The 18,785-nt window shown below is 67.8% G+C and carries 16 protein-coding genes; 3 read left to right on the forward strand and 13 right to left on the reverse strand.

Features of this window, described 5'->3' with window-relative positions; genetic code table 11:
• Positions 1-521: 521 nt before the first annotated feature.
• Positions 522-1,712 carry a GlxA family transcriptional regulator gene (locus tag WS92_RS20200; RefSeq protein WP_059934404.1) on the reverse strand — a complete coding sequence of 397 codons (1,191 nt, stop codon included), beginning with the start codon at positions 1,710-1,712 and terminating at the stop codon, positions 522-524.
• Positions 1,713-1,815: 103 nt separating this feature from the next.
• Here WS92_RS20200 and WS92_RS35030 point away from each other — a divergent pair, with 103 nt between their 5' ends.
• Complete coding sequence (locus tag WS92_RS35030) at positions 1,816-2,085, forward strand: hypothetical protein (RefSeq protein ID WP_141668070.1); 270 nt, start codon at positions 1,816-1,818, stop codon at positions 2,083-2,085.
• A 223-nt stretch (positions 2,086-2,308) separates the two neighbouring features.
• Here the strand turns inward: WS92_RS35030 and WS92_RS20205 are convergent, their stop codons facing one another.
• The 10 genes from WS92_RS20205 to WS92_RS20250 form a co-directional block, all read right to left on the reverse strand.
• The gene (locus WS92_RS20205) at positions 2,309-2,497 is read right to left on the reverse strand and encodes a hypothetical protein (RefSeq protein ID WP_015602312.1); all 189 of its coding nucleotides are present in this window, start codon (positions 2,495-2,497) and stop codon (positions 2,309-2,311) included.
• A gap of 152 nt (positions 2,498-2,649) precedes the next feature.
• Positions 2,650-3,738 (reverse strand): galactofuranose ABC transporter, permease protein YjfF, encoded by a 1,089-nt coding sequence (gene yjfF, locus WS92_RS20210; protein ID WP_059934405.1) that lies wholly within the window; start codon positions 3,736-3,738, stop codon positions 2,650-2,652.
• Positions 3,735-4,775, reverse strand: coding sequence for an ABC transporter permease (locus tag WS92_RS20215; protein WP_059934406.1), 1,041 nt, complete (start codon positions 4,773-4,775; stop codon positions 3,735-3,737). The genes yjfF and WS92_RS20215 overlap by 4 nt, the downstream gene beginning before the upstream one ends.
• Positions 4,772-6,286 (reverse strand): sugar ABC transporter ATP-binding protein, encoded by a 1,515-nt coding sequence (locus tag WS92_RS20220; RefSeq protein ID WP_006026813.1) that lies wholly within the window; start codon positions 6,284-6,286, stop codon positions 4,772-4,774. The genes WS92_RS20215 and WS92_RS20220 overlap by 4 nt, the downstream gene beginning before the upstream one ends.
• A 58-nt stretch (positions 6,287-6,344) precedes the next feature.
• A complete protein-coding gene (locus WS92_RS20225; RefSeq protein WP_006026814.1) occupies positions 6,345-7,307 on the reverse strand; it encodes an ABC transporter substrate-binding protein in 963 nt (320 codons plus the stop codon).
• Between the two features lie 239 nt (positions 7,308-7,546).
• On the reverse strand, positions 7,547-8,746 hold the full coding sequence (locus tag WS92_RS20230; protein ID WP_006026815.1) for a sugar ABC transporter permease: 1,200 nt from the start codon (positions 8,744-8,746) through the stop codon (positions 7,547-7,549).
• Positions 8,743-10,302 (reverse strand): D-xylose ABC transporter ATP-binding protein, encoded by a 1,560-nt coding sequence (xylG, locus tag WS92_RS20235; RefSeq protein ID WP_009916589.1) that lies wholly within the window; start codon positions 10,300-10,302, stop codon positions 8,743-8,745. The genes WS92_RS20230 and xylG overlap by 4 nt, the downstream gene beginning before the upstream one ends.
• 74 nt (positions 10,303-10,376) lie before the next feature.
• Entirely contained in the window at positions 10,377-11,396 is a 1,020-nt protein-coding gene (gene xylF, locus WS92_RS20240; protein ID WP_015601802.1) for a D-xylose ABC transporter substrate-binding protein, read from the reverse strand.
• Between the two features lie 121 nt (positions 11,397-11,517).
• Positions 11,518-12,840, reverse strand: coding sequence for a xylose isomerase (xylA, locus tag WS92_RS20245; RefSeq protein WP_006026818.1), 1,323 nt, complete (start codon positions 12,838-12,840; stop codon positions 11,518-11,520).
• Between the two features lie 475 nt (positions 12,841-13,315).
• Positions 13,316-14,413 (reverse strand): IS5 family transposase, encoded by a 1,098-nt coding sequence (locus WS92_RS20250; protein ID WP_015602980.1) that lies wholly within the window; start codon positions 14,411-14,413, stop codon positions 13,316-13,318.
• Between the two features lie 109 nt (positions 14,414-14,522).
• Here WS92_RS20250 and WS92_RS20255 point away from each other — a divergent pair, with 109 nt between their 5' ends.
• Together WS92_RS20255 and WS92_RS20260 are read left to right on the forward strand one after the other, a co-directional pair.
• A complete protein-coding gene (locus WS92_RS20255) occupies positions 14,523-15,716 on the forward strand; it encodes a XylR family transcriptional regulator (RefSeq protein ID WP_015601299.1) in 1,194 nt (397 codons plus the stop codon).
• A 29-nt stretch (positions 15,717-15,745) separates the two neighbouring features.
• Positions 15,746-16,843, forward strand: coding sequence for an aldose epimerase family protein (locus tag WS92_RS20260; protein WP_059928459.1), 1,098 nt, complete (start codon positions 15,746-15,748; stop codon positions 16,841-16,843).
• On the opposite strand, the gene WS92_RS20265 is transcribed toward WS92_RS20260, so the two are convergent.
• Both WS92_RS20265 and WS92_RS20270 read right to left on the reverse strand, forming a co-directional pair.
• Positions 16,752-18,041, reverse strand: a complete 1,290-nt coding sequence (locus WS92_RS20265; RefSeq protein ID WP_015601043.1) for a DUF2827 family protein — start codon at positions 18,039-18,041, stop codon at positions 16,752-16,754. The genes WS92_RS20260 and WS92_RS20265 overlap by 92 nt on opposite strands.
• 200 nt (positions 18,042-18,241) lie before the next feature.
• The gene (locus WS92_RS20270) at positions 18,242-18,694 is read right to left on the reverse strand and encodes a hypothetical protein (protein ID WP_082743468.1); all 453 of its coding nucleotides are present in this window, start codon (positions 18,692-18,694) and stop codon (positions 18,242-18,244) included.
• Positions 18,695-18,785: the final 91 nt, after the last annotated feature.

Raw genomic sequence — 18,785 nt, forward strand, 5'->3', positions numbered from 1 at the left:
ATTTCTCCGCTCGAGTGCAACCCAACAGGTGCTGGCAGTCGGAAAATGGCTATCCGTTCCCCGACAGCACGGCATTGGTTGCGTCAATCACCGAAAATGAGCCGCATCCTCTGCATATGAAATTGCAGCAGCAATAGTATCCGCAATCAACCGCTTTCATCTGGCGCCACATTTACAATTTCCCATGTGACTCTTGCAGTACAGAATGCCTTAACCGGCTTGCCTGGAAGATAGCCTCTCCATTAATGCGAGATTACGCCACATGATTATTTCAACAGGTTGCACCGCAATCTAAAAAATACGCCGTCTTAATCAATTTTGCGTACACGACAACAAATTGACCTTGCTCCTGTTTCACGAATCTCGTAACCGAGGTCATCAGACCGCTTGCCCTTGCTGAGCGGCGGCCCAATTCTTCTCGAACGTCATGGGGCTGACGTAGTTCAATGTCGAATGCGGTCGGCAGGCATTGCAGAAGCCAAGCCAGTCGACGATGTGCTTCCCCGGATGAAGATGTCTGTTTATGTCATTCGTTGCGCCACGCCGACGGTTTTTTTCGACGTCGTGCCGTGCCCGACATCCCGTCCAGACCGTTCAACCTGCAAGGCTCCCACGGAGCAGCCATCCGAGCCGTGGCTGCACTCAGTCCGCTGGCAAAAAGGGGAAGCGCCTATGTTCCCGTGCATCCCCTCAAGTACGTTGCGGGCAGTCCTTCGATAGTCCGCTGGCGACATCAGGAAATGTTTCTGAAAGAGCTTGCGCAGATGATCGCCGTTGAACAGGCCGCAGCGCCGCGCAATCTTGTCGAGTGGCAGATCGGAATCGACGAGCAGACGCCGCGCAAGATAGATGCGAACGCGCGTCAGATACTCGCTCGGCGTCTGGCCGATCTCGCGCTTGAATCGGCGCAGAAAGTTGCGCTCGCTCATCGATACATGCCGGGCCAGATCGGCAACGGAAACCGGGTGCTCGCTGTTTTCGTGAATCCACCGTACCGACCACGCAATGCGATCGCTCAATATGCGCTTGTCGTTGCTGCCTGGCCCGGCCGTATCGACGAAGTTCATCCGCAGATGCGAGTTGACCCGTCTCTCCAGTTCCAACGCCACCCGTGGGCCAAAGTCGCTGCGCACCATCGACAGCACCGCGTCAACGGCCAGTTCGTACTGGACGGTGCCCCGCCCCTCGCCCGTCGTACGCGTACAGGTTACCGCGCGCCACACGGCACTATCGTCCGCAAGGACTTTGTACCCGGCGACCGGATTGCCGGTGCGCCCACTCATTGACAGAATTGCCTCGGCACCCGGTGCAAGGCCCATCACGAGAGCATGCCCTGGCAATTCGCGCAGCCACGACAGCAGGTCCGCATCATGCGAGGCGGCACGCGCGCCCGCTCCTCCGGCAACAAATACCGTTTCAAATAGCCGCGCGTCGTGAGCAGCGGTTGCTCTTGCAAACAATTGCACGAATGATCCGCTCGGAACGAGGGCCTGCCGGCTCGATAGCACCGCCACGCTGAATGCAGGCTTTTTCGGATCGCCAAGAGCCAGTTCATTCCCGATCCGGAGCATCTCGACGATCAAGCAAACCTCTGTCAGCGAAAAGTTCTCGAAAACGACGATCGCGACCTTCCGCACCCCCTCCGGCATTCCGCTTTCTGAAAATCTCCGGGATCGCTCCCCGCTTTCATCGTCCGCGCCTCTCCATTCCATTTTGTTCTCCGGAATCTGCGAACTCGATTTTTTAATTCACACTTAAAGAATACTCTGCTTGTCTGCTGGGTATCATACGCATGGAATTCTCACGCCATATGGGATGTCCGATTCATATGGAAATTTGGCGGAAGGATTGCCGATCAACATTATGCGATTACGACCCTCTAGCAAGCATGTGCCGACGCCTGAATCCATGCATTCCAGCTCGCCGACCGGAACAGTTGGCTATCGCATTATTATTGAGGAATTTGCAGCGCCGCATGTCCAGTGGTTTGGTTCTGTTCACACTCTCACCATCGCCTCGAATTCAAAAGCAATATTGAAAATTAAATTTATCGCAATAAAAAAGAAAGAATTTGATGAAAGTTGAAATTGCCATGAGTGGATATTTATTCATTTTCAAATACTCAAATGTATGGCCTGGATTATTTCAAAATACCCATGCACCGCCTCCTGCCGCGCCTCACTTTTTTGAATAATTGCGATCCGAGATGCGCGCATCGGCAATTTATTTTTTATTCACCGGAGATCCTGGCTCACCAATTGATGACATCCGGATGACTCTGGCGTCACATTATGAAATAAAAAGCCGCTTACACAGCGGCTGCGGCATGTTCGGCGGCGGCTCCGCCAGCGCGGAGCGGATGATCGGGCGGGATGCCGGGCGAAAGCCGAATGCCGATCAGCATCACCTCGCGCATGACGCTGATGTTGACGACAGCCGCGCCGACCCGTTTGACGAGCGCGGCGAAATTGTTCACGCTCAAGGCGCTCGCGTTCATCAGCGTGAGGCTCGGCGAGCAGGAGCTGGCCCGCGCGCGACTCGACACCTTGCGCGCGCTCGATCCCGCCGACGATCGGGTACGGCGTCGTCGAGACGCTGCTCGCGCGGGCGTAGGGGTTCGGGCGGCCTGCGCCGCTCGCCACGGGCGCCCTACAGCCGCCGCATCGTCGACACCAGAGCCGCGCCCTCTGCGTGCGCGTCCGGCCGCGAGGGCCCGGTTTCCGGCGGCCGGCGCTGCGCGTCGAGCCCGGTGCCGCCCGTGCGCCGTCGCGCCGCGTGCCGCTCGATGACCCGCTGCAACAGGCAGAACACGCACAGCAGCGCGCCGATCACGATCCGCGTCCACCACGAGCTCAACGTGCCGTCGAACGTGATCAGCGTCTGGATCGTGCCGAGTATGCCGACGCCGAACACCGAGCCGATCACGTACCCGACGCCGCCCGTGAGCAGCGTGCCGCCGATCACGGTCGCCGCGATCGCGTCGAGCTCCATGCCCTGCCCCTGCAACCCGTAGCCCGACAGCACGTACAGCGTGAACACGATGCCGCCGAGCGCTGAGCACAGCCCGCTCAGCGCATAGACGCCGATCTTCGTGCGCGCGACCGGCAGCCCCATCAGCAGCGCCGAGCGCTCGTTGCCGCCGATCGCGTAGACGTTGCGGCCAAAGCGCGTGAAATGCGCGACGTAGACCGCGGCGGCCAGCGTGGCGAGCGCGATCAGCGCGCCCGCGCTCAGCCTGCCGCCGCCGATCGGCACGCCGATGCCCGCGATCGCGTGAAACGTCGGCTCGTTGATCGTGATCGACTGCGTCGTGATGAGAAAGCACGCGCCGCGCGCGAGAAACATTCCGGCGAGCGTGACGATGAACGGCTGCAGCCGGAAGCAATGGATCAGCGCGCCCATCGCCGCGCCGTACAGCGCGCCGAACGCGAGCACGAGCGGCGCGATCGCCCACACCGGCCAGTGCAGCCGCTCGGCGCCCACCGCGCAGAAGATCGTCGTCAGCGCGACGACCGAGCCGACCGACAGGTCGATGCCGCCCGACACGATCACGAACGTCATCCCGATCGCGACGATCAGCAGGAACGCATTGTCGACGAAGAGCCCCGTGAGCACCTGCATCGAGAAGAATCCCGTGTACATCACGGCCCCGAACCCGAGCAGCGCGGCGAACAGCCCGACCGTCACGACGATCGGCAACGTGCGCGGGTCGGCGAGCCTGGCAAGGAATCGGTTCATCGCGGCGTCGCTCCGGCGGCGGCGCGCGAGCGCGCGAACGACAGCAGCCGCGACGCGTGCCGGATGGCCGTCGCGCGCGCCGCGTCCGACTGGATCAGCGTCACCACGATCACGACGATCGCCTTGACGACGAGCGTCGCTTCCGGCGGCACGCCGATCGAATACGTCGTATAGGTGAGCGTCTGGATGATCAGCGCGCCGAGCACGGTGCCGGCGAGGCTGAAGCGGCCGCCGAGCAGCGACGTACCGCCGAGCGTCACCGCGAGGATCGCGTCGAGCTCGAGCAGCAGGCCCGCATTGTTGCCGTCGGCGCTGCGCACGTTCGAGCTCGCGAGGATTCCGGCGATAGCGGCCATCACGCCGGAAAACAGATAGACGCCGAACACCACCGCGCCGGATCGCAGCCCGACGAGCCTTGTTGCGACCGGGTTCACGCCGATCGCACGAATGAACAGGCCGAGCGCGGTGCGATTCACGAGCAGCGCCGTCGCGGCGATCGCCGCGATCGCGATCCACACCGAGCACGGCGCCGTCGCGAGATAGCCGCCGCCGAGCGCGAGGTAGCCGGGCGCGCCGATCGGAACGATCTGGCCGCCCGTCAGCAGTTGCGCGACGCCGCGGCCCGCGACCATCAGGATCAGCGTCGCGATGATCGGCTGCATCCCGACGAATGCGACGAGCGCGCCGTTCCACGCGCCCGCGAGCACGCCGACGCCGAGCGCGGCGGCAAGCGCCGCGCCGACGCGCGACGGGTCCGCGTCGAGCACGATCGCCGCGGCCGCGCCGGCGATCGCGACGATCGCGCCGACCGAGATGTCGATCCCGCGCGTCGCGATCACGAGCGTCATCCCGAGCGACACGATGACGAGCGGCGACGCGCGGTTCAGGATATCGACCGGCGCGCCGAACAGATGACCGTCGAGCAGCGCGATCGACAGGAAGCCCGGTCGATGCGCGACGTCGAGCGCGAACAGCAGCGCGAGCGTCAGCGCCGGCCACACGAGCGGATGGCGAAGCAGCATCCTGAGCCGCGTCATGACTGGCCTCCCGCGATCAGCCGGTAGATCCGCTCCTCGGACGCGTCGCCGCCGGCCAGCTCGGCGATCATGCGCCGGTCGCGCAGCACCGCGATCCGGTGGCTCACGCGCACCACCTCGCCGATCTCCGACGAGATGAACAGGATCGCGAGCCCTTTCGCGCAGAGCGCGAGCACGCGCTCCATGATGTCGAACTTCGCTGCGACGTCGATGCCGCGCGTCGGCTCGTCGAGAATCAGCAGCTTCGGCTCCGTCGCGAGCCAGCGCGCGAGCAGCACCTTCTGCTGGTTGCCGCCCGACAGCAGGCCGATCGGCTGCTCCGCGTCGCGCGCCTTGATGCCGAGCCGCGCGATGTAGGTATCGGCGATCTCGCGCTGGCGCGCGCGGCCGATCAGCCGCCACCAGCCGCGCCGCGCCTGCAGCGCGAGCACGATGTTCTCGCGGATCGACAGCGCGGCGACGATCCCCTCCTTCTTGCGGTCTTCCGGGCAGTACGCGATCCCGCGCCGCACCGCATCGCGCGGCGACGCGAGCCGCGCGCGCGCGCCGTCGATCTCGATCGCGCCGGTGTCCGTGCGTTCCGCGGCGAACGCGAGGCGCGCGGTTTCGGTGCGGCCCGAGCCGAGCAGCCCGGCGAGGCCGAGGATCTCGCCCGGCCGCACGTCGAGATCGAGCGGCTGCATCATCCCGCGCCGGCCGGCGCGCCGCATCGACAGGAACGGCGCGGCCGCGCGGGCGTCGCTCGCGCGCGCGGCCGCCTCCGCCCGCGGCGTGTCGGGCATCCGCTCGCGGCCGGTCATCTTCGCGACGAGCGCGTCGACGGGCAGCTCGCGCGCCAGATACTCGCCTTCGCGCTCGCCGTTGCGCATCACGGTGATCCGGTCGGAGACCGCATAGGTCTGCTCGAGAAAATGCGTGACGAACAGGATCGCGATGCCCGACGCCTTCAGCCGCCGCAGCACGTCGAACAGCCGCGCGACCTCGCCGTCGTCGAGGCTCGACGTCGGCTCGTCGAGAATCAGCACGCGCGCGTCGACCGACACGGCCCGCGCGATCGCGACCATCTGCTGCACCGCGATCGGATACGCGTCGAGCGAGCGCGTGACGTCGATCGACAGCCTCAGATCGGCGAGCGCGTCGCGCGAGCGCGCATGGATCGTCTTCCAGTCGATCGCGCCGCGCTTCATCGGCTGCCGGCCCGCGAACACGTTCTCGGCGACCGACAGGTTCGGGCACAGGTTCACTTCCTGGTAGAGCGTCCGGATGCCCGCCGCCTCGGCTTCCCGCGGCGCGGCGAAGCGCACCGGCCGGCCGCCGACGCGGATCTCGCCGGCGTCGTGCGCGTGCACGCCGGTCAGCACGTTGATCAGCGTCGACTTGCCCGCGCCGTTCTGCCCCATCAGCGCGTGGATCTCGCCCGGAAACAGGCGAAAGCGCACGCGCCGCAGCGCGCGGACGCCCGGAAACGCCTTGTCGATGTCGATCATCTCGACCACCGGCGGATTCGTCATGCACGCTCCCGCAAAAAAATGCCGAACGGCGGCGGTGTTGCCGCCGCCCGGGCGGACCTCAGTATTTGCGCGTCGGCAGCACCTGCGCGGCGACGCTCATCGGAAACACCGTCTCATCGGTCACGATGCGTTTCGGCAGCGCCTTGCCGGCGACGACCTCCTTCACCGCGCTCATCAGTTGCGGCCCGAGCAGCGGGCTGCACTCGACGTCGACGTTGATCTTGCCGGCGACCATCGCCTGGAAGCCGCCCTTCGTCGCGTCGAACGACACGACGCTCACGTCCTTGCCGGGCTTGATCCCCGCCTCCTCCATCGCCTGGATCGCGCCGAGCGCCATGTCGTCGTTGTGCGCGTAGACGACGTTGATCCGCTTGCCGTAGGTTTTCGCGAACGCTTCCATCACCTGCTTGCCGCCCGCGAGCGTGAAGTCGCCACTCTGCGACGCGATGACCTTGAATTTCGGATTGCTCCTGATCACTTCGAGCAGGCCCGCGCGGCGGTCGTTGGCGGGCGCGGAGCCGACCGTGCCCTGCAGCTCGACGATGTTGACGGGCCCCGCATCGTTCCGGTAGCGCTCCTCGAGCCAGCGGCCCGCGCGCCGGCCTTCCTCGAGGAAGTCGGAGCCGATCATCGTCACGTACAGCGACGGGTCCTTCACGTCGATCGCGCGATCGGTCAGGATCACCGGAATGCGGGCCGCCTTCGCTTCGGTCAGCACCGGCTCCCAGCCCGATTCGACGACGGGCGAGAACGCGATCACGTCGACCTTCTGCGCGATGAACGAGCGGATCGCGCGGATCTGGTTCTCCTGCTTCTGCTGGGCGTCCGAGAACTTCAGGTTGATGCCGGCGTCCTTCGCCGCGCTCTTCACCGACACGGTGTTCGCGGTGCGCCACGCGCTCTCCGCGCCGACCTGCGAAAACCCGAGCGTGATCGGCTTTTGCTGCGCGAACGCGCCGGGCGCGAGCCACGCCGTCGCGGCAACGATCGCGCCGGCCGCAAGCGTCCTGATGAATGTCATGGTCGTCTCCGATGATGTCGTTGTTCGCCGCGGCGCCGGCCGTGCGCTGTTCTGTTTTTCCGTGACGCGGGCGCGGTTCGGGGTCGCGCCGCCGGCGGCACCGGCCGATCCGGCGTGCGCAGACCCCGGATCAGTCTAGGGACAAGTCCGATAACCGCCCAATGAAAATTTGGATTCGGGCGATATCGCTATCGGTATGGGTGTAAAAATTCCGGCGCGCGAAGGCCGGCCGGGCGGCGTCACCGCCGGTTCGACCGGGACACCACGTCGATCCACACCGCGAGCACCAGCACCGCACCCTTGACGATCATCTGCCAGTACGCGTCGACGTCCAGCATCGACATGCCGTTGTCGAGGCTCGCCATCACGAGCGCCCCGATCAGCGCGCCATGCACGGTGCCGGACCCGCCGCGCATCGACGTGCCGCCGATGAAGCATGCGGCGATCGCGTCGAGCTCGCCCATCGTGCCCGCCGACGGCGAGCCGGCCGCGAGCCGCGCGGTATTGACGAGGCCGGCGAACGCGCACATCAGCCCCATCAGCGCGAAGATCGCGAGCTTCACGCGGTCCGTGTCGACGCCCGAGAGGCGCGTCGCCTCGAGATTCGAGCCGACCGCGTAGATGCGCCGGCCGAACACGGTCTGCGTCGCGATCCACGAGAACGCGCCGAGCAGCGCGAGCAGCAGCAGCACGGGCACCGGAATGCCGCCGTAGCGGTCGAGCGTCGCGACGAACGCGAACAGCACCGCGCCCACGCCGGCGATTTTCGCGGCGTCCTGCCACGGCGGCGCGACCGCGAGCCGGTAGCGGCGCCGGTTGCCGCGCTGCCGCACGACGAGCAGCGCGACGAGCGCGAACAACAGGAGCGCAAGCGCGTCGCCGGCCGCGCGCGGCAGATAGCCCTGCCCGATGAACACGAAGCCGTCCGATACCGGCGCGATCGTCGAGCCGCCCGTCACGCCGAGCAGGACCCCGCGGAACGCGAGCATCCCGCCGAGCCCGACGATGAACGACGGCACGCGCCGGTAGGTCGACCACCAGCCGTTGAAGAGCCCGGCCAGCACGCCGAGCGCGAGCACCGCGGGCACCGTCGCGGCGACCGGCCAGTGGCGGCTCGCGTCGAGGATCGCGGCGACGCCGCCGAGCAGCCCGAGCAGCGAGCCGACCGACAGGTCGATCTCGCCCGCGATGATCACGAACACCATCCCGCACGCGAGCATGCCGGTGATCGACATCTGCCGCAGCAGGTTCGACACGTTGCGCGGCGTGACGAACGCGCCGTCGGTCAACGCCGAGAAGAGCGCCCAGATCGCCGCGACCGCGAACAGCAGCGCGAGCACCTGATAGCGGACGAACAGCCGGCGCAGCGGCTGGCCGTGCGCGCGGCGGCCGTCTGCGGCTCGCTCGCGCGCCGCGGCGGAAGACAGTTCGGTATTCATGTCGCGCTCGCTGCGGTGGGTTCGTCGGCGCGCCGGCTGCTTTTCAGCGCGGCGCCGAGGATCTGTTCCTGCGTGAGCCCGTCGTTGACGAAATCGCCGCGCAGCTCGCCTTCGCCGATCACGAGCACGCGGTCGGCGAGGCCGAGCACCTCGGGCAGCTCCGACGACACGACGACGAGCGCGACGCCGCGCTTCGCGAGCGCGAACACGAGCCGGTAGATCTCCGCCTTCGCGCCGACGTCGACGCCGCGCGTCGGCTCGTCGAGGATCAGCACCTGCGGATCGGTCAGCAGCATCTTCGTGAGCACCGCCTTCTGCTGATTGCCGCCGGACAGGCTCGCGATCGGCTGGAAAGGGTGCGCCGCGCGCACCGACAGCCGCTGCATCCCGGTGCGGATCGCGTCGAGCTCGGCTGCCGCGTCGATCCGCCCGCGCTTCGCGAAGCGCCGCAGCACCGACAGCGTGATGTTGTGGCCGACGCCGAGCTGCGGGACGATCCCGTGCCGCTTGCGGTCCTCGGGCACCATCGCGAGGCCCGCGCGGATCGCGTCGGCGGGCGAGCGGATCGCGAGCGGCCGGCCGTTCATCCGCACGGTCGCCGTGGACGCTCCCCGGTACGCGCCGAAGATCGCCTGCATCAGCTCGGTGCGGCCCGCGCCGACGAGCCCCGCGACGCCGAGGATCTCGCCGCGCCGCACGCTGAACGACACGTCGTCGACACGCTTGCGGCGCGGATTCGTCACGTCGTGGCAGGTCACGTTGCGCGCCTCCAGCACGACGTCGCCGATCTCGTGCGGCTCGCGCGGGTACAGGTTGCGGATCTCGCGGCCGACCATCATCGCGATGATCCGGTCGGTGCTCAGCGCGCGCATCGGCTCCGTCGCGACATGGCGGCCGTCGCGGATCACGGTGACGGTGTCGCACACGGCCTCGACCTCGCCCAGCTTGTGCGAGATGTAGACGCACGCGACGCCGCGCCGCTTCAGGCCGCGCACGATGTCGAGCAGGACCCGCGTCTCCGCGGCGCTCAGCGACGACGACGGCTCGTCGAGGATCAGCAGCTTCGCGCGCTTGTTCAGCGCCTTCGCGATCTCGATCAGTTGCTGGTGGCCGCCGCCGTAGTCCATCACCGGCTGCGCGACGTTGATCGCGTCGATGCGCAGCTCGCGCAGCAGCTCGTCCGCGCGCCGGACCATCGCCGCGTAGTGCATCCGGCCGCCGGGCAGCGTGATCTCGTTGCCGAGGAAGATGTTCTCCGCCACCGACAGCTCGGGCACGAGCATCAGCTCCTGATGGATGATCACGATGCCCGCGCGCTCGGTGTCGCGCACGCCGGACGCGGCGAGCGGCGCGCCTTCCCAGCGGATCTCGCCCGCCCATGTGCCGTGCGGATGGACGCCCGAGAGCACCTTCATCAGCGTCGACTTGCCGGCGCCGTTCTCGCCGCACAGGCCCACGCATTCGCCGCGCCGCACGGTCAGGTCGATGCCGTCGAGCGCCTTCACGCCGTCGAATTCCTTGACGATGCCGCGCATCGTCAGCAAGGGTCCGGTCATACGCGCATGCCTCGCAGTGTGCGCGCGGCCGAGCCGCACCGGCGGCCGGCCGCGCGCGTATCGCCGTTGCTGGCTCACTGGCTCGCCAGTTGCGCCGGTGTGTAGAAGCCGTCCTTCACGACGACGTCGACGTTGCGCTTCGTCAGCAGCGTCGGCTGCAGCAGCACCGTGTCGACCTTCTTCTTCCCGTTGTCGTATTGCGCGTTGTACGCGGGCTTCGCGCCCTTCGCGAGATCCACCGCGAGCTTCGCGGCTTCGCTCGCGATCAGCTTCAGCGGCTTGTAGACGGTCATCGTCTGCGTGCCGGCGATCACGCGCCTGACGGCCGCGAGATCCGCGTCCTGCCCCGACACCGGCACCTTGCCCGCGAGATGCTGCGCGGCGAGCGCCTGGATCGCGCCGCCCGCGGTGCCGTCGTTCGACGCGACGATCGCGTCGATCCGGTTGCCGTTCGCGGTCAGCGCGTCCTCGACGATGCGCAGCGCGGTGGACGCGCTCCACTCGGGCACCCACTGCTGGCCGACGATCCGGATGTCGCCGCGGTCGATCGCGGGCTTGAGCACCTTCAACTGGCCTTCGCGCAGCATCTTCGCGTTGTTGTCGGTGGGCGCGCCGCCGAGCAGGAAGTAGTTGCCCTTCGGCTTCGCGTCGTAGACGCCCTGCGCCTGCAGCTCGCCCACCTTCACGTTGTCGAACGAGATGTAGGCGTCGACGTCGGCGTCGAGGATCAGCCGGTCGTACGACACGACCTTGATGCCCGCCTTCCTCGCTTCGGCGACGACGTTGCCGAGCGTCTTCGAATTGAACGGCACGATCACGATCGCGTCGACGCCGCGCGAGATCAGGTTCTCGATCTGCGAGATCTGCCGAGCCTCGCTCGCATCCGCCGACTGCACGGACACCTTCGCGCCGAGCTTCGTCGCGGCGGCGACGAAATAGTCGCGGTCGCGCGACCAGCGCTCGACGCGCAGGTCGTCGATGCAAAAGCCGATCTCCGGCTTGTCCCGGCTCGCGTGCGCGAGCGGCGCGGCGAGCGCCAGCGCCGCGGCGCCGGCAAGCGAACCCAATACGGTACGACGCGTGACGGATCTCATGTCTGCACTCCTCTTTATTGGACGAACCCACGAACCCACGAAACGCCGGACAGCCGCAGCAGCGCGCCGCCCGCGTCGGAGCGCAGCGCCGCGCGTGCCGGACGCCCGCCTGCCGGTGCGATCAGCGCAGCGCGTAGATCGCCTGATTCACGATGTTCTCGAGCCGCTCCTGCGCGCCGCTCGCGTGCCGCGGGTTCACGCCGCGCGCGAGCGCGTCGGCGGCGAGCGACTGCAGCGAGTAGCCGCCCGCGAGGATCTTGCGGCCGAACGCCGAATCCCACTGCGCGTAGCGCTGCCGGCGCAGCGCATCGAGCCGGTCGTTCTCCACCAGCACGGCCGCGCGCTCGAGCGCGAGCGCGAGCACGTCGATCGCGCCGACATGGCCGTGGAACAGGTCTTCCGGATCGACGCTCTGGCGCCGCACCTTCGCGTCGAAGTTCATGCCGCCCGTCGTGAAGCCGCCGTGGCGCAGGATCTCGTAGAACGCGAGCGTCAGCTCCTCGACGCTGTTCGGGAACTGGTCGGTGTCCCAGCCGTTCTGCGGATCGCCGCGGTTCGCGTCGACGCTGCCGAACACGCCGAGCGCGAACGCGTTCGCGATCTCGTGATGGAACGAATGGCCGGCGAGCGTCGCGTGGTTCGCCTCGATGTTCACGCGGATTTCGTTCTGCAATCCGTATTGCGTGAGGAAGCCGTGCACCGTCGCGACGTCGTGGTCGTACTGGTGCTTGGTCGGCTCCTGCGGCTTCGGCTCGATCAGCAGCGCGCCGGTGAAGCCGGTGCGGTGCTTGTGCTCGACGACCATCGACAGGAACCGCGCCAATTGCTCGCGCTCGCGCGCGAGATCGGTGTTGAGCAGCGTCTCGTACCCTTCGCGGCCGCCCCACAGCACGTAGTTCTCGCCGCCGAGCCGGCGCGTCGCGTCGAGCGCGTGGCACACCTGGGTCGCCGCCCACGCGAACGCGTCGGGGTTCGGGTTCGTCGCCGCGCCGGCCGCGAAGCGCGGATGCGAGAACAGGTTCGCGGTGCCCCACAGCAGCCGCACGCCGCTCGCCTGCTGGCGCTCGCCGAGATAGTCGACCATCCGCGTGAAGTTCTCGACGTACTCGTGCAGGTTCGCCCCTTCCGGCGCGACGTCGGTATCGTGGAACGTGTAGAACGGCGCGCCGAGCTTCGTGAAGAATTCGAACGCCGCATCGGCCTTCTGCCGCGCGCGCTCGAGCGGCTCACCCGGCTGCTGCCACGGCCGCCGGAACGCCTCCTGGCCGAACATGTCGTGGCCCGGCCACACGAACGTGTGCCAGTAGCAGACGGCGATCCGCAGGTGCTCCTCGAGCGTCTTGCCGAGCACCCGCTTCGTGCGGTCGTAATGCCGGTACGCAAGCGGATTGTCCGAGTGCGGGCCTTCGTAGCGAATCGGGGGAATGTGTTCGAAATACGACATGGCGTCTCCATCCGTGTTGCGGCGCAACGCGCGTCGCGGCGACGCGCGGGGCCGAATTCGGTCTGGCAGGATCGTGCTCGCGCACCCTCGCGCCGGCAATTGCGAAATTGCGCAGCGCGCATAACGTTTCTTGCCAGCCGCCCGCGCACGGCGCGCATCCCGTCCTACAATGGCCGCACGCCCGACAGCCGCGCGGCGCCGCCCGCGCGCCTTCGGGAGCCACGGCGCCGCGCCGCCCCGCGCCCCGCGGGAAGTCCCCTTGGGAGCCGCGCGATGCCGGGCATTCGCATGCGCGTTCCGTATGTAAGCAGACCCTAGCAGGCTGTTGAAAAGCCCTCCGTCATGACAACCGGAGCGCTGGTTAAAAGGATTTCACGTGCGATCAAGCGGTGAATTACAGCAGCACCATGCAAATCTCCCGGCTGGTGGACATGCCAGCCGGCATGCCGACGCACGTCGGCCCCGCTCAGGCGGCTTATTGCGCAACTCGGGGCGACACCACCGTCAGTATTCGAGCCATGCGAGTCAGGTTACTGGCGAGCATCGTCAGCTTGAAGTGCTGATCGACGCGCCGGATGCCGCGATACACCGTCTGCCGAATCCGGCCCACCGTCTTGCCCCAACCGAAGTGCTCTTCGATGCGTTTGCGGATGACTTGGCTGATCCGGTAGCCGGCATGCCGCGAGGTGCGGCCGTCGATCGCGCTGCCGCCTTGGCGGGTGTCGTTGCGTGCCACGTGCGGCGTCACCTTGCGTGCCCGGCAATCGCCAACGAAGTCGCGCATGTCGTAACCCTTGTCGGCGCCCAGCGTCTTGGCATGGCGGCCCGGTACACAATCAAGCAAGCGCAGGGCGCTCGCGCGTTCGGCAAAGCCGTCGGCATGGCTCACCACGGCACCCACCACCAGGCCCGAGCGGTTCTCCATGAGAATGTGTCCTTGGTAAGCGAGGATGGCCCCGCTTTGCTTGCTCTTCCTGAACAGGCGTGCATCCGGATCGGTACTCGACTGGTGTGTCTCGTTGCTGCGCCGCTGGCCACGCCAGTCAGTGTCGGCGTTGCGAGCGCCACCCGCGGGCGGCTCGTCGCCCGGGCCGTCCTTGGGGCGGAAACTCTTGTGGCTGGCCCAGGCCTGGATCAGCGTGCCATCGACCGAGAAGTGCTCGCGCGAGAGCAGGCCACGCTGCTCGGCCAAGCCCATGACCTTGGTGAAGAACGCTTCGACGACCTCGTGTTCGAGCAGCCGGTCGCGGTTCTTGGAAAACGTCGAGTGGTCCCACACGGCGTCCTCGATCGCCAGCCCGACGAACCAGCGGAACAGCAGGTTGTAGCGCATCTGCTCCATCAGCATGCGCTCGCTGCGCACCGAGTACAGCACCTGCAGCAGCAACGCCCGCAGCAGCTTCTCCGGCGCAATCGACGCGCGGCCGCTGTCCGCGTAGATCACGCTGAACAATCCGTTGAGCTGCTTGAGCGCTTCGTTGACAAGTTGCCGTACCGGCCGCAGCGGGTGATCGGCCGGCACGAAGTCTTCCAGCTTGACCGTTGTGAACAGCGGTTCTTGCATCTCGTCCATTCCGCGCATCGCTCTCATTGCCCAAGGTCATGAACACGATATCCATAACGCGCGACTCTCAACGCCCGTTTACGCTGGGCCCAAATTCAACAGCCTGCTAGAGATCGAGATGACCCGCGCCCCTTCCGCCCGGACGCCGCACCGCATCGCGCTGCTGTTCAACGCGAACAAGGTCTACGACCGCGAAATCATCGGCGGCATCGGCGATTACCTGCGCTCGACGCGCGTCGCGTGGGACCTGTTCCTCGAAGACGACTTCCGCTGCCGGCTCGCCGGCATCGAGCGCTTCGACGGCGACGGCATCATCGCGGACTTCGACGATCCGGCCGTCGCCGACGCGCTCGCCGGCTCGCCGCTGCCGATCGTCGCGGTCGGCTCGTCGTACGAGGACGCGGCGCAGTATCCGGCCGACCTGCCGTATATCGCGACCGACAACGCGAAGCTCGTGTCGCTCGCCTACACGCATCTGATCGGCGCGGGGCTGCCGCGCTTCGCGATGTACAGCCTGCCCGTCGCGCGGCAGAACCGCTGGGCGGAGCAGCGCGAGCGCGCGTTCGACCGGCTCGCGCGCGCGGATGGGCTCGATGCGCCGGTCTACCGCGGGCTGTCGACGAGCGCGTCGGCCTGGAACCACGCGATCGAGCAGTTGATCGGCTGGCTGCGCGCGCTGCCGAAGCCGGTCGGCGTGATCGCCGTGACCGACGCGCGCGCGCGGCACCTGCTGCAGGCGTGCCTGATCGCCGGCATCCCGGTGCCCGAGCAGGTGGCGATCGTCGGCATCGACAACGATCCGCTCACGCGCACGCTCACGCGCATTCCGCTCTCGTCGGTGATCCAGGGCACCGGGGAGATGGGCCGCACCGCCGCGCATCTGCTGCATCAGATGCTGGGCGGCGCGCGCTTTCCGGGGCGGCGAATCCTCGTGCCGCCCGTCGGGATCAACGTGCTCGAATCGACGCGCCACCAGCCGCTCGCGAGCCCGCACGTGATGCGCGCGCGCCATTTCATCCGCCAGTACGCGTGCCAGGGCATCAAGACCGAGCAGGTCGCCGACTACGTCGGCGTGTCGCGCTCGCTGCTCGAAGAGCACTTTCGCCGCGAACTGCGGCGCACCGTGCACCAGGAAATCCTGCGCCACAAGCTCGAAGCGGCGCAGGCGCTGCTCGCGGGCCGTCACGCGTCGAGCGCCGAGGTCGCGATCCGCTGCGGATTCACGTCGCTGCAGTACATGCACGCGGTGTTCCGGCGCGAGCTCGGCTGCACGCCGCGCGAATACCAGGAGCGCGCCGCGTCCGCGCGATGAAGACGACCGTCCACGAACCGATTCCGCCCATGCCCATCGACACCGACACTCACGCTTTTCCCCCGGCTCCCGGCGTCGCCCGCGTGCCGTCCGAGCCCTGGGGCGCGCTGCCCGGCGGCGACCGGGTGCGCCGCTACACGCTGCGCAATGCGGACGGCATGCGCGTCGTCGTCAGCGATCTCGGCGCAACGGTCGTGTCTTGGCTCGCGCCCGACCGCACCGGCCGCTTCGCCGACATCGTGCTCGCGCATGACGCGCCGGCCGAATACATCGAATCGGGGGCCTACCTCGGCGCGACGATCGGCCGCTGGGCGAACCGGATCGCGGGCGCGCGCTTCACGCTCGACGGCGTCGACTACGCGCTCGACCGCAACGAGAACGGCAACCTGCTGCACGGGGGCGCGAGCGGCTTTCATCGCGAGCGCTGGGCAGTCGTCGACGACTGCGGTGGCCTTGCGCTGCGGCTCGAATCGCCCGAAGGCGACGCGGGCTTCCCCGGCAACGTGACCGTGCAGGTTCGCTACACGCTCGACGACGACGGCGCGCTGACGATCGACTACACCGGCACCGCCGACGCGCCCACGCCGCTCAACCTGACGAATCACAGCTATTTCAACCTGAGCGGCCGCCCGGGCGGCGACGTGCGCGGTCATCTGCTGACGATCGACGCCGACATGTTCCTCGAAATCGACGACGCGCTGATCCCGACGGGCGCCGCCGACGTGACCGGCACCGCCTTCGATTTCCGGCACGGCGCGCCGCTCGGCGCGCGGCTCGACTGGCCGCACGCGCAGCTCGCGCGGGCGGGAGGCTTCGACCACTGCTACGTGCTGGGCAGCGCCGGCACGCGGGGCGTGCGGCCCGTCGCGTGCGTGTACGATCCCGAGAGCGGGCGCGAATTGACCGTGTCGACCGACCAGCCGGGGCTGCAATGCTATACGGGCAATCATCTGCACGGATTGCGCGTGCGCGACGGCGCGCGCTGTGCGCGCCACGCGGCGCTGTGCCTCGAGGCCGGCAGGTTTCCGAATCAGATCAACATGACGAACCTGCGGGACGGCGCCGTGCTGCGGCCCGGGGGCACGTATCGGCAGACGACGAAGTACCGGATCGGCGTGCGGCCGTGAATGCCGCCATCTCACGATCCGCGAATGCAGCCTGCGCGGAGCGCCGCCCCGCGGCGGCATCGCCCGATCTGCCGGCACGCGCGGCCGTCAGATGCAGCAACCGCTGCAGATAACGCGCGCCGTTCGCCGGCGACAGCGGGCTCAGCCCGGCGAGAAAGGCGCGCGAACGGCGCACGTAGTCCGCTTGGGCCGCGTCGTGCCGCGTCGCCGCAGCGACCAGCGCGCGCGCCGCCGACAACACGTCGAACGCCGGATAGTAATAGCCGAGATCCGCGAGCCACGTCGCGTTGTGAATCAGCGGATAGCCGCCATACAGCGCGTCGAGGTGCGGGACGTTCCGATCGTCGCGCCAGTGATGCGCCACCACCGCATCGGCCGCCCGGCTCATGTAGTCCGCGAAGTCGTGCCGGCCATCCAGATGCAGCCGTCCCGCCTGCTTCACGCCGAGCGAGTTCCGCAAAAACGAGAAGCTCGGGTGCGCCTGCATCAGCGCGCCGTCGAGCACCCGCACTTCGTCGATCGCATCGGGCGCCGCGCGAAACGCCATGTCGCATGCGAGCACCGGAATCACGCAGCGTTTGGCCTGCGCTCCGTCAGGCTCGAATATCGCCACGCGCAGCCCCCGCGTCCCGCCCCGACCACCGTGCCGCGCCGCGTAGCCGAAGCGCCGTCCGCGCGCCGCCAGCCCGCCGATGCGCCGATCGATGAACATCGGGTCCCACAGGAGCGGCACTTCGTGCACCGGGCATCGATGCAGCGCCTCCAGCACCGGGCCGAACGCCCGATCCTTCGGCAGCACCCAGATCTCGTCGCAGCGCGGCGCGTGCGAACCATACCCGCCTCGCTGGAACACGCTCGGGCCGAGCCATTGCGCGTCCGGCTCGCCGCCGCACAGGTACACCACCTTCTTGCCTCGCGCGCGCACGTGATCCAGCCATTCGGCATCGGGCCCGCCCGACATCCCGATCACCACGTCCACCCGCTGCGCGGCCTCGCGCGGCGCCATCAGCGGCAGGTCCGGAAACAGCGCTTTCGCCTGCGCCGGCAACGCCGGTTCCGGACCGCAGTCGATCAGCGCGACGTCCTCGATCGCCGGCAGCGCGCGCAGCAGCTTGACCAGAAAGAACACGCTTTGGCCCGGCCCGTCGTCCCATACCGTGCGCCCAGGCCGTGCAATATACGAAATCCCTATCCGCATCTCGGTTTCCTCGTGACTCTTCGTCCCTCATCCGGCTCTTCCCGGCCGCAGAACCTCGTGCGTCGCGAACGCCGGCCGCCCAGTCCGCGCTCGCCCCGACGATCGACGGAGCATCGCGCCGGGAAGCGATTCCCGCGCATCCGGCGAATCCCGGCCGCTCGCCGGATGGCGCGAATCGCCGTCCGGCGCCGCGCGGCGCTTCATCGCGCATGCCCGGTTTCAGCCGGCTCGCCGGTTTGCGATTCGGGATTCGGCGCGAACCGCAGGCGCACGCGCAGCGGCTGCGGCATGTCCGGCGGCGGCGGCTCCGCCAGCGGAGTCGCGGTGAGCAACTGCCTGAGCGTCGCGTCCGCGTCCGGATCGCCGAGCGATGCGAATTCGACACGCGTGACGGCTCCGTTCGCGTCCATCCACGCGCGCACGACGATCGACTGCATCGGTGCGTCAGCGCTCGCGTTCGCCATGCGCGCCGCCAGATGCCGGTGCAGCCGGTCGGCCGCTTCGCCGTCGGCTTCGAGCCGCGCACGGAACTGGCCGCCGGCCAGCTCGCCGTACCTGATCCACGGCTGCGGCACGTCGGCCGTCTGCGCGGCGGCAGGCACGCCCGACGCGAGCACGCACGCGACGGCGAACGCCGGCAGCCATCGGAGCACGCCCCTTCCTCGCCTTCGCTTCATCACGCCTCCTGTTTCACTTTCCCGTTCGCACGACGCCGATGCGGCAGGCAGGCCGCGCCGGGCCACG

This window comes from Burkholderia sp. MSMB1588 (genome assembly GCF_001546925.1).
In the GTDB taxonomy this organism is placed as follows: Bacteria; Pseudomonadota; Gammaproteobacteria; order Burkholderiales; family Burkholderiaceae; genus Burkholderia; species Burkholderia humptydooensis.

Excerpts from the sequence above, each read along its gene's own strand:
- WS92_RS20200 (WP_059934404.1), bottom strand. The coding sequence starts at position 1,712 with ATGGAATGGAGAGGCGCGGACGATGAAAGCGGGGAGCGATCCCGGAGA.
- WS92_RS35030 (WP_141668070.1), top strand. The coding sequence starts at position 1,816 with ATGTCCGATTCATATGGAAATTTGGCGGAAGGATTGCCGATCAACATT.
- WS92_RS20205 (WP_015602312.1), bottom strand. The coding sequence starts at position 2,497 with ATGAACGCGAGCGCCTTGAGCGTGAACAATTTCGCCGCGCTCGTCAAA.
- yjfF (WP_059934405.1), bottom strand. The coding sequence starts at position 3,738 with ATGAACCGATTCCTTGCCAGGCTCGCCGACCCGCGCACGTTGCCGATC.
- WS92_RS20215 (WP_059934406.1), bottom strand. The coding sequence starts at position 4,775 with ATGACGCGGCTCAGGATGCTGCTTCGCCATCCGCTCGTGTGGCCGGCG.
- WS92_RS20220 (WP_006026813.1), bottom strand. The coding sequence starts at position 6,286 with ATGACGAATCCGCCGGTGGTCGAGATGATCGACATCGACAAGGCGTTT.
- WS92_RS20225 (WP_006026814.1), bottom strand. The coding sequence starts at position 7,307 with ATGACATTCATCAGGACGCTTGCGGCCGGCGCGATCGTTGCCGCGACG.
- WS92_RS20230 (WP_006026815.1), bottom strand. The coding sequence starts at position 8,746 with ATGAATACCGAACTGTCTTCCGCCGCGGCGCGCGAGCGAGCCGCAGAC.
- xylG (WP_009916589.1), bottom strand. The coding sequence starts at position 10,302 with ATGACCGGACCCTTGCTGACGATGCGCGGCATCGTCAAGGAATTCGAC.
- xylF (WP_015601802.1), bottom strand. The coding sequence starts at position 11,396 with ATGAGATCCGTCACGCGTCGTACCGTATTGGGTTCGCTTGCCGGCGCC.
- xylA (WP_006026818.1), bottom strand. The coding sequence starts at position 12,840 with ATGTCGTATTTCGAACACATTCCCCCGATTCGCTACGAAGGCCCGCAC.
- WS92_RS20250 (WP_015602980.1), bottom strand. The coding sequence starts at position 14,413 with ATGGACGAGATGCAAGAACCGCTGTTCACAACGGTCAAGCTGGAAGAC.
- WS92_RS20255 (WP_015601299.1), top strand. The coding sequence starts at position 14,523 with ATGACCCGCGCCCCTTCCGCCCGGACGCCGCACCGCATCGCGCTGCTG.
- WS92_RS20260 (WP_059928459.1), top strand. The coding sequence starts at position 15,746 with ATGCCCATCGACACCGACACTCACGCTTTTCCCCCGGCTCCCGGCGTC.
- WS92_RS20265 (WP_015601043.1), bottom strand. The coding sequence starts at position 18,041 with ATGCGGATAGGGATTTCGTATATTGCACGGCCTGGGCGCACGGTATGG.